11 protein-coding genes are annotated in these 13,084 nt (G+C 72.5%); 1 reads left to right on the top strand and 10 read right to left on the bottom strand.

Translation table 11 applies throughout. The features are described from left to right. Nucleotides 1-764 precede the first annotated feature (764 nt). Nucleotides 765-1,286, top strand: a complete 522-nt coding sequence (locus OF117_RS13035) for a pyridoxamine 5'-phosphate oxidase family protein (protein ID WP_263553278.1) — start codon at nt 765-767, stop codon at nt 1,284-1,286. 21 nt (nt 1,287-1,307) lie between these two features. Here the strand turns inward: OF117_RS13035 and OF117_RS13040 are convergent, their stop codons facing one another. From OF117_RS13040 to OF117_RS13085, 10 genes are all read right to left on the bottom strand, one after another. Beyond that, nucleotides 1,308-1,562, bottom strand: coding sequence for a hypothetical protein (locus OF117_RS13040; protein WP_263553279.1), 255 nt, complete (start codon nt 1,560-1,562; stop codon nt 1,308-1,310). Nucleotides 1,563-1,929: 367 nt separating this feature from the next. Next, nucleotides 1,930-3,015 carry a Gfo/Idh/MocA family protein gene (locus OF117_RS13045; protein ID WP_263553280.1) on the bottom strand — a complete coding sequence of 362 codons (1,086 nt, stop codon included), beginning with the start codon at nt 3,013-3,015 and terminating at the stop codon, nt 1,930-1,932. 129 nt (nt 3,016-3,144) lie between these two features. Next, a complete protein-coding gene (locus tag OF117_RS13050; RefSeq protein WP_263553281.1) occupies nt 3,145-4,341 on the bottom strand; it encodes an FUSC family protein in 1,197 nt (398 codons plus the stop codon). Between the two features lie 403 nt (nt 4,342-4,744). Next, nucleotides 4,745-6,178, bottom strand: a complete 1,434-nt coding sequence (locus OF117_RS13055; RefSeq protein WP_263553282.1) for a sugar porter family MFS transporter — start codon at nt 6,176-6,178, stop codon at nt 4,745-4,747. Between the two features lie 306 nt (nt 6,179-6,484). Continuing rightward, entirely contained in the window at nt 6,485-7,267 is a 783-nt protein-coding gene (locus OF117_RS13060) for a DeoR/GlpR family DNA-binding transcription regulator (protein WP_263553283.1), read from the bottom strand. Continuing rightward, complete coding sequence (locus OF117_RS13065) at nt 7,264-8,274, bottom strand: LacI family DNA-binding transcriptional regulator (RefSeq protein WP_263553284.1); 1,011 nt, start codon at nt 8,272-8,274, stop codon at nt 7,264-7,266. Before OF117_RS13065 ends, OF117_RS13060 begins: the two co-directional genes overlap by 4 nt. A 200-nt stretch (nt 8,275-8,474) precedes the next feature. Further along, nucleotides 8,475-9,968 carry a CoA-acylating methylmalonate-semialdehyde dehydrogenase gene (locus tag OF117_RS13070; protein WP_263553285.1) on the bottom strand — a complete coding sequence of 498 codons (1,494 nt, stop codon included), beginning with the start codon at nt 9,966-9,968 and terminating at the stop codon, nt 8,475-8,477. Nucleotides 9,969-9,993: 25 nt separating this feature from the next. Then, nucleotides 9,994-10,971 (bottom strand): sugar phosphate isomerase/epimerase family protein, encoded by a 978-nt coding sequence (locus OF117_RS13075; RefSeq protein WP_263553286.1) that lies wholly within the window; start codon nt 10,969-10,971, stop codon nt 9,994-9,996. Then, nucleotides 10,968-12,071, bottom strand: coding sequence for a Gfo/Idh/MocA family protein (locus tag OF117_RS13080; RefSeq protein ID WP_263553287.1), 1,104 nt, complete (start codon nt 12,069-12,071; stop codon nt 10,968-10,970). The genes OF117_RS13075 and OF117_RS13080 overlap by 4 nt, the downstream gene beginning before the upstream one ends. Further along, the gene (locus tag OF117_RS13085) at nt 12,068-13,048 is read right to left on the bottom strand and encodes a sugar phosphate isomerase/epimerase family protein (protein WP_263553288.1); all 981 of its coding nucleotides are present in this window, start codon (nt 13,046-13,048) and stop codon (nt 12,068-12,070) included. The genes OF117_RS13080 and OF117_RS13085 overlap by 4 nt, the downstream gene beginning before the upstream one ends. Nucleotides 13,049-13,084: the final 36 nt, after the last annotated feature.

A 13,084-nucleotide genomic window follows, 5' to 3' on the forward strand; every position in this document is an offset into this window, starting at 1 on the left:
CACGCGGTGGCCCCTCGACGTCGGTGACCGACACGATCACCGAGGTCGGGGCCCCGATCTACACCACTCCAGGGGACTTACCCCGCCGCGAGGCCGGCGAGTGGGTGACGATCACATTCTCGGTTGCACTGATGCTGAACGCAGTCGAGGCCTGGACCGATCCGGACGGCGTGGCTTGGACAGCCATCAGGTGGACAGTTGCCGTCGCCTTCGCCCTCACCCTCCTGTGGTGGATCCATAGCAAGGCCATGGCTGGACAGCGGACCTCCCGGCGAGCGGGACCACGTGGCTAGCACTTGCACGATCGGTCGGTGCTCTCGGCAGTGTCGTGTGGGCCCTATCTACAACGGGTCCTGCGTGGTCCCTCGGGGAAAGGCGGAACTGCCAGACTGAGCGGATATCAGGGGTGGCCGACGCTGCGGACCAGCAGACCCTGGAAGGGCTCGCCTTCGCAGACTGGTCCGGGAGCGCCGCGCCGCGAGTCATCTCCGTGACCCTGGCAGGCAACCGCGCAGAGGTGCCGCTACTGGTCAATGGCAGCAGCGAGCACTGGATGTACTTCCAGTGCGGCGACTACGGCTGGTACGAGACCGTCTCCGGGAACGGCCCCACGGTCGGCTGGACCGATGACCATCCGGTGGGGCGACGACTCCTGAGGCGGGCTTGCGCTGCCTGTAGCGGGGACCGGCTGCCACGTCGCACAGGGCTTCCGCCTGCATCGCTTCCACCGATGAGTCGCGACGGCTCCGGGCGTCACAAGCGGCATGGACCCCGTACCCGAGCAGGACATCCGCTTCGGTGATCCGGACTCGCCTCCGACGCCCTGGGCGGAAGCCCTCCGCGTGCTCGAGACCGCCGAGCTCTTCTGGATCTCCACGGTCCGGAGCGATGGCCGGCCGCACGTCACACCGCTGCCGGCCGTCTGGTACGAAGACCGGCTCCACTTCTGCACGGGTCCGGCGGAGCAGAAGGCGGTGAACCTCGCGGGCAACCCGCACGTGGCGCTCACCACCGGCACCAACCGGTGGAAGGAGGGGCTCGACCTCGTCGTCGAAGGCATCGCGGTGCAGGTCACGGATGACGCCCGGCTGCGGACCCTCGCCGACCTCTGGCGCAGCAAGTACCACGGCGACTGGGACTTCGCCGTCGAACAGGGGATGTTCCGTCACGCGGACGGCGGTTCCGCACTCGTCTACGAGGTGTCGCCCACCAAGGTGCTCGCCTTCGCCAAGGGCCGCTTCGCGCAGACCCGGTTCCGCTTCGAGCGGCAGTCGGCCGGCACCTGAGGGCTGTCCGCGCGGCACGGATCAGCCACCCGGCGTGGCCTGCAGGTCGTCCCGGGGTGTCACCCGGACGGCGTGCAGGGCGTGCGCCCCCGCGCCGGCCTCCGCCCACTCCACCTCGACGACCTGACCGGCGCGCAGAGCGCCGCCGGCAATCGGATCGAGCACTCCTGCCTCGACCCAGCAGGCGGCCGGGAGGTCCGGCAACTCGATGACCCCCTCACCCCGGTCGCCGTCCCACCGGACGACCGTGCCCACCGCCTTGCCGCTGCCTGCCATCTTCCCAGGCTGCGCGGAGCCCGCGACGTCGGCAAGGGGTCCGGCATGGGCCGGACCCCCGGCCGCACGAGGCGTCGGCGACCCGCCGAGCGAGCTCTGGCACTGCGGGACGCCGCCCGGGGGCCACCCGTCCTGGCTCCAGTCGCCCGCGCGCCAGTGCGCACCGCAGGCGGCGCAGCGGTCGTCCGACCCCAGGGGTGCGCGGCATCGCCGGCACCCGAACCGAGGCGGGCCGTCCGGCGGCACGGTCGGTGGTGGTGATGTCGGCCAACGCCAACCCTGTCGGCGACGCCACCATGCGGGTACCGGGAGAGGCACGCCCTCCAGCGTGTCACCACCAGCACGCAGGTCGTTGACTTCTGCACCGTCATACGAGGGCGGCGTGCGATCGATCGCGGGGGATCAGCGCCGAACCGGGTCCGGCAGCTCGACCACCTGACCGGTGGTGGCGGAGCGCCGGGCCGCGTCGAGCACGTCGAGGGCGGCGACGGCGTCCCGGGGGTCGACCGGCGGCGGCGCCTCGCCGCGGACGGCCCGGGCGAGCCCCGAGTAGAAGGTGCTCCACGAGCCCACCTGCGCCGGCACGGGTTCGCTCCCGTCGTCGCGGTGCAGCCTGCCCCCCCCCGCTCTCCGGCACGGTGCCCCACGACGCCCCGTCGGAGGCCGGGGTACGGCCCTCGAGCAGCCGCTCGGTCTGGCCGTCGTCGTCCGGGGCCGCGTACGTCGCGTTGGAGCCGACGACCCGGAACCGGTTCGACGGCTCGCCGCGCGACGCCCAGCTCCCGGTGACGTGCGAGCGGACCCCGTCCTCGTGCCGCAGCGCCAGGAAGAAGCGGTCGTCCAGGCCGTCAGGCAGCAACCGAAGCTCCGCGTACACCGAGCGCACTGGGCCGAACTGCGTGAGCGCCTGGTCGACGGCGTGGCTGCCGAGGTCCAGCAGCGCGCCTCCGCCGGTGCGGGGCAGGCCGCCCGGTGGCAGTCGCTGCTCCATGCGCGACTCGAAGGAGAGGACCTCGCCGAGGTGCCCGGAGGCGACGACGTCCCGGACGGTCAGGTAGTCGGCGTCCCATCGCCGGTTCTGGTAGACGGTGAGCAGCACGCTGGCGCGCTCGGCCGCGTCCACCGCCGTCCGCGCGCTCGCCGCCTCCGGCGCGAACGGCTTGTCGGACACCACGGGCAGACCCAGCCCGACCGCCTCGAGGACGAGCGGCACGTGGGTCTCCAGCGGTGTGGTGAGCACGACGGCGTCGACGCCTGCGGCCGCGAGCTCGGACAGGCCGGCGACGGCCGGCACGCCCGGGCGGTCCCGGGCGAGGTCCGCCCGCCGCTCCTCGGACCGGACGACGACGACGGCGAGCTCGCAGCCCTCCGCGTGCTCGATCAACGGTGCGTGGAACAACCGGCCGCCGAAGCCGTAACCGACGAGACCGATCCGTACCGGGGACTGCGTCATCCTGGTCCTCTCCTCCTGTCCGCCGGCCGGACGCGTGACGCGGCCGGTGCCGGGCATGGTGCGGTGCGTCCCGGTCCGGGCAGCCGCGGGTCGCTGTCCAGCGGGCGATCGACGACGACGAGCTCACCGTCAGTCCCCGTCCCGTCCGGAGAGCGGCTCGACGGGGGGCTGGCCGCTCCGTCCGGCCGGCGACCGGCGCGGGATGCGCAGCCGTCGGGCCGCCACCCGGGCGGCGCGGCGGGAGCGGAAGGGGTCCGGCGAGGCCTCCGGACCCCGGGCGAGGGAGACCGCCTCGACCTCGTCGAGCAGCCGGTCGACGGTCGTCAGCAGCGTGGAGTTGAGCTCCCAGAGACCCGACCGGCTGCGGGGGTCGCTGATCAGGAGTTCCGCCATCAGGTCCCGGCCGCTGTGCAGCGCCTCCAGCGACCGGGAGAGCCGCTCGTGCCCATCCCCGTCCCCGTCCTGCGGGTCGGCGGTGAGCACCTGCCCGAACTCGCCGACGACGTTGCCCATGCGTTCCAGGAGGCTCGCGGCCGTGCGCCGGACGGCGTCGGCGTACTCGGCGTCCTCCCGGACACCGGTCTGCTCCCGGGTCGCGTCGTCGATGACCCGGAACAGGGTCCGCAGCGACACCGAGGTGTGCTCCAGGTTGTCCAGTCCGGTGCGCATCCCCACCCCGACGGGCGGGACCCGCAGCGCCCTGACGTTGAGCCGGCGGCTCTCCTCGGCATGGGCGAGCGCGCGGTCCACCCGGGGCGCGTGCCGGTTGAGGCGGCGGGCGTCCTCCAGCCAGCGGGTCGACTGCTCCGCGGTCACGGGCCCGGCACCCAGAGCGGCGGCCGCCTCCCGGAGGAGGCCCGCGATCTCGTCGGCGAACTTCTTGACCGACTGGGCCGCGTACCTGGTCTGCACCGCCGGCGGGAAGAGCACGTTGACGAGCATGCCGACCGCCGCACCGATCAGGGTCTCGACGATCCGCCCGGCCCCGACGGACTCCGCTCCTGCGGACCCGACGCCGAGGACCAGCATCGCGCTGATCGGCACCTCCACCAGGTGCGGACCCAGCCGGAGCAGCTGGCCCACGACGATGGATGCCGCGACGAGCGCCGCGAGGCTCCACCACGTCAACCCCGCCAGGGCGACGACGAGCACGGCCAGGGCGACGCCGGCCACGACGCTCGCGACGCGCTGCACCCCGTTGACCAGGGTGCTGGTGAGCGTCGCCTGCACCACGAGGAGTGCGGTGAGCGCGGCGATGATCGGGGGCGGGTCCCGCAACCCCACGAGCTCGGCGACCAGGAAGGCGGCCACCGTGGCGCCGGTCATCCGGGCCGCCCGGAAGGCGGCGGATCGGCCGCGCGTGCGCACCCGGAGGAGGGACTGGGCGACCGGACGTCGGGACGGCCACCCGGCTTCCCGGCTGGAAGGCATCACGTCGTCATCCTCCGCAGCCGCCGCGTCGGGGGACATCCCGTACCACCGCCCCGCGCAGGACGGCCGGCGCCGGTGGAGACCCGTCTCGCCGGCGCCGGCCGGGTCCTGCGCTGGTCAGCCCTGCTTCGGAGGTCCCGCGCCGGGGTCGTCGTGGCCGGGGTCCGGTGGGCGACTGGTGGACGTCCGCGTCAGCGACGTCGTCCCCGGAGCTCGCTGCGGTCCCGGGGTGCTGCCGGAGGACCACGTCGTCCGCGGGCCGGCCCCGGGGTGACGGTCGCGGAGCGGTTGGGAATGCTCACCCGCCACGGACGCCGACCGGGGCCTCGTGGACGAAGTGCCCGGCGTCGTGCGTGCGGAAGTCGTCCTCGAGCTCCTCCAGGGTGCGGCCGCGCGTCTCCGGCGCGAACTTGGTCACGAAGACGAGGGAGCCGGTGTTGATGAGCGCGAAGAGACCGAAGGTCAATGTGGCTCCGAGCGTGGCCACCAGCGGCGGGAAGGCGAAGGAAATGGCCGCGTTGACGGTCCACAGGACGAAGACCGCGATTCCCATGGCGAATCCCCGAATGGTCATCGGGAAGATCTCCGAGAGCAAGAGCCACACCAACGTGCCGATGAAGGTCTGCACGAAGAAGACGACCAGGAGCATCGCGGCCAGGATCAGATAACTGCGGAAACCCGATTCGGGCAGCAGGAAGGAGAAGGCGAGGATCGCGTGCCCGGCGGCCACTCCGACGAAGCCGGTGATGATGAGCGGTCTGCGGTTGATGAAGCCGAGCAGGATGATCCCGATGATCGTCCCGATGATCGCGATGACGCCGACGGTGACGGTGAGGATCAAGCTGGCACTCGCTCCGAGGCCGGTCGACTCGAGGATCGTGGGCGCGTAGTAGTTGACGGTGTTGATGCCGGTCGCCTGCTGCACCGTGGCCAGGCCGCACCCGACCCAGAGGATCCGGCGCATCCACGAGTAGGCCCGCAGGTCCCGCATCGCGGCGCCCTTGTCCTCGCCGAGGTCGCGCCGGGCGTGCTCGGCGACGATGTTGTACTCCTCCGCGGCCTCCGCCGGGGGCCGACTCAGGTCCAGCACCCGCCGGGTGTCGTCGAGCCGGTTGCGCACCGCGTACCAGCGCGGCGAATCCGGCAGGGCGAACAGACCGGCGAACAGCGCGATCGCGGGGAGGGTGGCGACGCCCAGCATCCATCGCCAGACGTTCGGGTCCTGGATGACCGCATCCAGGATGGCGTTGGTCGCGAAGGCCAGGAACTGCCCCGTCACGATCATGAGTTCGTTGATCGTGACCATGCGGCCCCGCGCGTCCACCGGCGCCATCTCGGCGAGGTAGAGCGGGACGACCGCCGCCGCGGCGCCGACACCGAAGCCGAGGAGTACCCGGCCCGCGACCATGATGACGACGTTGGGTGCCACCGCCGTGATCAAGGCGCCGAAGAGGAAGAGGGCGGCGCAGACGAAGAGCGCGCCGCGCCGGCCCAGCGCATCGGCCAGCTTTCCGCCCAGGAGCGCGCCCAGCGCCGCCCCGGGGAAGAGCAGGGAGCTGACCACGACCGCCTCGCTGAGCGGCGTGAGGTCCAGGTCGTCGCCCATGTACAGGAGGGCGCCGGAGATGACACCGGTGTCGTAGCCGAACAAGAGACCGCCGAGCGTGGAGATGACGGTCAGCTTGACGAGGAAGCGGTTGTTCGCTCTCGACCGCTTGGCTCCGCCCGTCACCTTCACGGAATGGCCGCCCCCGGAACCGTGACTCGCCGCCATCGCGCCTTCTTTCGATAGCAGGCCGGCTCTCCGGCCATTTCTCCAGGCGGACGGGACGGACTCGTGGCTCCTCCAGCCCCTCGCCCCCTACCGTGTCGAGGACATTAAGCGGGGGTTGTCGGTGGTGCAATGCGGATCCGTGTTCGGAATTGCACATCTGGCGGTCGTTCTCGAACAGTCGAGAAGTGCTCGGCGCGATGGTGGAGCGATCGGACCGGTCCGGTCTCGCACACCGGCCCTCCGGGCATCCAGCCGGCCCTCCGGTCACCCAGCCATGACGTGCGGGACCACTCCCACCCGTCGCAGCGCGCAGCCCAGCTCGCCGGGGGGCCGCCGGTCCGTGACGAGCGTCGCCAGCCGCTCCAGCGGCGCGATCCGCGCCGGCGCCGAGGTCGAGAACGCGTCGTGCGTGGCGACGACGACCACCTCGTCGGCGATGTCCATGAGCCGACGCTGCACGCTGGCCTCGGCCGGTGTCCGTGCGTACAGGCCACGGGCGTCGATGCCTGCGGGGGAGACGAAGAACGTGCGGACCCGCAGCTGGGCGACCGCGGCCTCGGTCGTCGGGCCGACGAACGCCTGGCGATCGGGCAGGAGCTCACCGCCGAGCGCGACCACCCGGTAGGACCGCCCCGAGGTGAGGAACTGCAGCACGGGCATCGAGTGGCTGATGACGCAGCCAGCGAACTCCTCGGGGAGCAACCGGGCGATCGCGTACCCCGTCGCCCCGGCGTCGATGGCGATCGTGTCGGCCCCGTCGACGAGGTGGACGGCGTGCGTGGCCACGCGCTCACGGGCCCGGACGAGCTCGTCGTCGGGGAAGGCGGACGTCCGCAGGGCGCCGGGAGTGAGGCTGGCCCCGCCGTGGACCAATCGGACGCGACCGGCCCCTTCGAGGGTGTGCAGGTCCCTGCGGATGGTCATCTGCGAGACCCCGAGCTGCCGGGCGAGATCGGCGACCGAGAGGAAGCCGACCGTCTGCAGGTTCGTGAGGATCCACGCGCGGCGCCCGGCCGCCGCCTCGGAACGCAGGCCGGTGTCCGTCACGGCGCCGGGTCCTGCCCGGCTGCCGAGGCGACGGCGCGGACCGGCCCGGTGCTCGACCGGACGACGAGCTCGGCCGAGACCTGGCGCGGGCTGCGCACGGTCACGTCGCGGCCGCGCACGAGGTCCAGCAGCATCTCGATGGCGGCGGTCCCGGCGTCCGCAGCCGGGATCCGCACGGTGGTCAGCCTCGGCGTGACCACCTCGGCGAGCTGCGTGTCGTCGAAGCCGACGACGCTGATGTCGGCGGGCACGTGGACCCCGCGGTCGGCGAGCCGGTTGATGACGCCCACTCCGATGTCGTCGTTGTAGGCCACGACGGCCGTTGCGGACGTGGCGAGGACGAGATCGGCGGCGCGCACCCCGGCCTGGAACCGTGCCGCGAAGGGGCCGATCTCGGACCCCTCCATGCCCAGCCGGCCGCAGGCGTCGCGGAACCCGCGCAGCCGGACGTCGTTGGGGTAGCCGTCCGGGCCCGCCAGGTAGACGACGGTGCGGTGCCCGAGCGCGTGCAGGTGTTCGACGGCGTGCCTGGTGGCCTCGTAGAGGTTGGTGAGCACGGCCGGGATGCCGTCGAGGAGGCGGTTGAGCACGACGACCGGGGTGGCCCCGGCGAGAGCCAGCAGGGCGTCGTCCGGCATCCGTGGCGACACCAGCAGCAGCCCGTCCACCTGCTGGACGAGCGCCCGTGCCGACGCCTCCTCGTCGTGCACGACCTCCTCGGAGCCGGCGACGAAGAGGGCATAGCCCTCCCGGCGCGCCTGCCGGTCGACCGCCTTGATGACCACGGCGGAGAAGGAGTTCGCGATGTCCGGGACGACGATGCCGAGGTTGCCGGTGCGCCCACCGGCGAGCGAACTGGCTGCCGGGTGAGGCGAGTACTGCAGCTCCTCGGCGGCCGTCATCACGCGGTGGCGGGTGTCGGCTGCGACCGCTTCCGGTCGCGAGAACACCCGGGACACCGTCGCCGTCGACACGCCTGCACGGGCCGCGACCTCGCGGATGGACATCGCCCCTCCTCCTGGTCGTGTAACAGAGTGCAAGCGTTTACACGATCAGTCAAGGGGTAGCTCTGGAGCCGCCATCAACCAGCGCGGGACACAGCCGTCGGTGGGGGCCGTGGATCGGGCGCCTCGGCCCGGGGCAGGCGGCCGGGGGCCGAGCGGAGTGGGATCGGCGCGGTCACCGCGCCGATCCCACTCCGCGTCCGTCAGGCGTTCTGCGGGAAGCCGAGGTTCAGCCCGCCGTGGCTCGGGTCGAGCCAGCGGCTGGTGACGACCTTGCCCCGGGTGAAGAAGTGCACGCCCTCGGTGCCGTGCGCGTGCGAGTCACCGAACAGGCTGCTCTTCCACCCGCCGAACGAGTAGTACGCCATGGGCACCGGGATCGGCACGTTGATGCCGATCATCCCGACCTCGACCTCGTTCTGGAACCGCCGGGCGGCGCCACCGTCGTTGGTGAAGATGGCCGTGCCGTTCCCGTACGGGTTGGTGTTGATCAGCTCCAGCGCGTGCTCGTAGGTGTCCACCCGGAGCACCGACAGCACCGGCCCGAAGATCTCGTCGGTGTAGACGCTCATCTGCGGCTCGACGTGGTCGAGCAGCGTCGGGCCGAGCCAGAAGCCGTCCTCGCCCCCGTCGGGCTGCACCTGGCGGCCGTCGACGACGAGCTTCGCGCCGGCCTCCTCACCGGCGTCGACGTAGGAGGCGACCTTGTCGCGGTGCTGCTTGGTGACCAGCGGGCCCATGTCGCAGCCCTTGCGCCCGTCGCCGGTCCGGAGGGTCCGGGTGCGCTCGGCGATGCGGGCGACGAGGTCGTCACCGACGCCACCGACGGCGAGCACGGCGCTGATCGCCATGCACCGCTCGCCGGCCGAGCCGAAGCCGGCGTTGACCGCGGCGTCGGCGGCGAGGTCGAGATCGGCGTCGGGCAGCACCAGCATGTGGTTCTTCGCCCCGCCGAGGGCCTGCACCCGCTTGTCGTGGGCGGTGCCGGTCTCGTACACGTACTTGGCGATCGGGGTGGACCCGACGAAGGACACGCCCTGGATGTCGGGGTGCTCGAGCAGCCGGTCGACGGCGACCTTGTCGCCCTGGACGACGTTGAACACGCCGTCGGGCAGCCCGGCCTCCTTCCACAGCTCGGCCATCCACAGCGACGCCGACGGGTCCTTCTCGCTCGGCTTGAGGACGACGGTGTTGCCGCAGGCGATCGCGATGGGGAAGAACCACATCGGCACCATGGCCGGGAAGTTGAACGGGCTGATGATCGCCACCGGGCCCAGGGCCTGGCGGACCGAGTGGACGTCGACGTTCGTCGAGGCGTTCTCGGTGAAGCCGCCGCGCATCAGGTGCGGGACGCCGCAGGCGAACTCCACGACCTCCTGGCCGCGGGAGACCTCGCCGAGGGCGTCGTCGAGCACCTTGCCGTGCTCGGCGGTGATGAGCTCGGCCAGCTCGGGCTTGCGGGCGTTGAGCAGCTCGCGGAAGCGGAACAGCACCGCCGTCCGCCGGGCCAGCGAGGTGTCGCGCCAGCCGGGGTAGGCCGCGGACGCGGCGGCGACCGCGGCGTCGACCTCCTCGGTCGAGGCGAGCGCGACCTCGCCGGTGACCTCGCCGGTCGCCGGGTCGGTGACCGGGCCGGTGCGGCCGCTGGCGCCGTCGCGGCGGCCGCCGTCGATCCAGTGCGGGATGTGCGTGGGCATGGCCCCTCCTCGGGTGGGGTGTCTGTCAGGGAGCGGTGTCGTCGGGGAGCGGTGTCTGCGGGAAGTTCGGCCGCCCGGAGGCGGACGGCTGCCCGGAAGCGGACGGCCGCCCGGGCGCGGACGGCCGCCCGGCCAGCGCGTCGCCGGGGAAGTGCTTGGTGACCAGTTCGCGGATGGCGGTGAGCATCCGCGTGCCGGATTCCCTGGCCTGGTCGTCCCAGCCGAACACGCAGGTGGTGAGGACACCGTCGAAGCCGATGCCGGCGAGCGCGGCGAAGGCCTCGTCGAAGTCGACGTCCCCGCGGCCGATCTCCATGTGCTGGTGGACGCGGGTGGTGTTGCCCGGCGGGTTGGTGATGTAGCGCAGCCCGTCGGACGCGGTGTGGTCCATCGAGTCGGCGACGTGCACGTGGGTGAGCAGGTCGCCGGCCGCCGCGATGATGCCGGGCGCGTCGTCGCCCTGGTGGAACGTGTGCGGCAGGCAGTAGAGGAACGACATGCCCGGCGAGTCGATCCCGCGGACCATGTCGATGGCCGGCAGCCCGAGCTCGATGAAGTCGTCCGGGTGCGGCTCGAGCGCCAGCTTCACGCCCTCCCGCTCGAACACCGGCAGCAGCTCCTCCATCGAGCGCCAGAACATCGCCTCGGCCAGCTCCGGCGCCTCCGGCCGGCCGTTGAACTCGCTGTTCATCGTGTCGACGCCGAGCTCGACGGTGATCTCGATGGCCCGCCGCCAGTACCGCACGGCGGCCTGCCGCTCGACCTCGCCGGGCCCCGACCAGCGCATCACCGGCAGCACCGACGTGATGCCCACGCCCGCGTCGGCCAGCTTCGACCGGAAGGCCCGCACCGTCGCCAGGTCCACCCGCGGGTGCTTGAAGAACGGGACGAAGTCCTCGCGCGGGGACAGCTCGATCCACTCGTAGCCCATCGAGGCCACGACGTCGGGCAGCTCCAGCAGCGGTGTCGTCCGCAGCATCTGGGGGTCGAGGGCGATCCTCACGGCGCCGTCCCCTCCTGCGACGCGGCCTCGCGCGGCTCCAGCCGGACCTCGGTGCGCCGGCCGGTGCGCAGCGCCTCGATCCCGGCGGCGCACACCGCCTGGGCGGCGTAGCCGTCCCAGGCGCCGGGGCCGTCGATGGTGCCGCGGCGGGCGGCGTCCACCCAGCGCTGGAGCTCGATGTCGTAGGCCCGACCGAAGCGCTGGCGGAAGTCCGGCGCGATCGCCGTCGACCGGCTCGCCCCGGACGCTCCGCCGCGGTGCCGCACGAGACCGAGGTCGAGGCCGATCATCGCGCTGCCGTCCTCTCCGACGACCTCGGTCCGCACCTCGTAGCCGACGCCGGTGCTGACGAAGACCTCGACGTCGACCATCCGGCCGCCGGTCGTCTCGAACAGCACCAGCAGCGGGTCGGACTGGCCGGCGACCGCGTGCCGGGTGGCCCGCGGCCGCAGCACGGTGACCGCGGCGATCTCCTCGTCGAGCAGGAAGCGGGTGACGTCGACCTCGTGCACCACCGAGTCGTTGACCATCATCTCGCTGGTGAAATGCGGCGGGACGACGGCGTTGCGGTGCGCGCAGTGCACGACCAGCGGCTCGCCGAGCTCCCCGGAGGCGATCAGCTCGCGCAGCTGCGCGTACTCGGGGTCGAAGCGGCGCATGAAGCCGACCTGGACGAGCTGCCGGCCGGTGCGCGCGGTGTACGCGTCCTCCGCCCGGACCACCGCGAGCGAGCTGGCCGCCTCCATGGTCAGCGGCTTCTCGCACAGCACCGGGATGCCGCGCTCGATGCAGGCCAGCAGCTGCTCCTCGTGGAACTGGCCCGGAGTGGCGATCACCACGGCGTCGACGCCCTCGTCGGCGATCGCGGCCAGCGGATCGGAGATCACCCGGCAGCCGGGCACCGTGGCGGCGACCTGCTCGGCCTTCTCGGCGAACGCGTCGCTGACCGCGACGACCGTGGCGCCGGAGATGCGGCTGTAGAGGCGGGCCACGTGGTCGGCGCCCATCATGCCGACGCCGAGCACCGCGACGCGCAGGTCGCGGGCCGGGACCTCGGCCATGTCCGGGAGCACCCCGGCGGAGGTCTCGGTGGTCGTCACGCCTGCTCCTCCTTCCCGGTCGTGGGGGTGCCGATCTGCAGCGACGGGAAGCCGCAGCTGGCGATGTAGCGGTGCGTGCGCTGCGCGATGGGGAAGGGCATGTCTGGCGGGCACGGGTACATGTCGTGCTCGACGATCGCGAACACGTCCAGGCCGAGCTCCTCGATCGCCTCCAGCAGCGGCGGGTAGGCCGGCACGCCGTTCGGCGGCTCGACCATCGCGCCCATCCGCACCGCCTCGGGCCAGACGATGTCCTTCTCCAGCACCTCGTCGATCACCGCCGGGTCGACCTGCTTGAGGTGCAGGTAGCCGATCCGGTCCGGGTAGCGGCGGATGAGGTCGAGGTTGTCGCCGCGGTAGTAGCTGACGTGCCCGGTGTCCAGGCACAGCGGCACGTACTGCGGATCTGTGTCGGCGAGGAAGCGCTCGATGTCGGCCTGGTAGCCGACGTGGGTCTCCGCGTGCGGGTGGAACGCGATCGACAGGCCGTACTCCTCCTGCACGGCGCGGCCGAGCCGGGTCACGCCGGTGGTCTTGGCCTCCCACGCCTCGGGGGTGAGGTGGCGGGACTCGACGTCCGCGCCGGTCTTCTGGTCGCGGAAGGTGTCGGGGATGACGACGACGTGCGTGCCGCCCATCGCCTTCGTCAGCGCCGCGACGTCCCGCACCTGGCCCCAGACCGCGTCCCAGGAGTCGGGCCGGTGCAGGTGCTCGAAGACCGTGCCGGCCGACACCGAGAGCCCGCGGGCGGCGAGCTCGTCGGACAGCTGCGCCGGGTCGGTGGGCAGGTAGCCGTAGGGGCCGAGCTCGATCCACTCGTAGCCGCAGGCGCTGACCTCGTCGAGGAAGCGCTGCCAGGGCACCTGCTCCGGGTCGTCGGGGAACCACACCCCCCACGAGTCGGGCGCCGACCCCACCCTGATCCGGCCGGTGCCGCGCTGCGGCTGCGCGGGTGTCGCCTGGCTCTGCGTGCTCATCGTCGGTGCTCCTCCAGCGGGGCTCGGGGGGGATGG

The sequence above is a fragment of the Geodermatophilus sp. YIM 151500 genome, assembly GCF_025716945.1.
Lineage (GTDB): Bacteria > Actinomycetota > Actinomycetes > Mycobacteriales > Geodermatophilaceae > YIM-151500.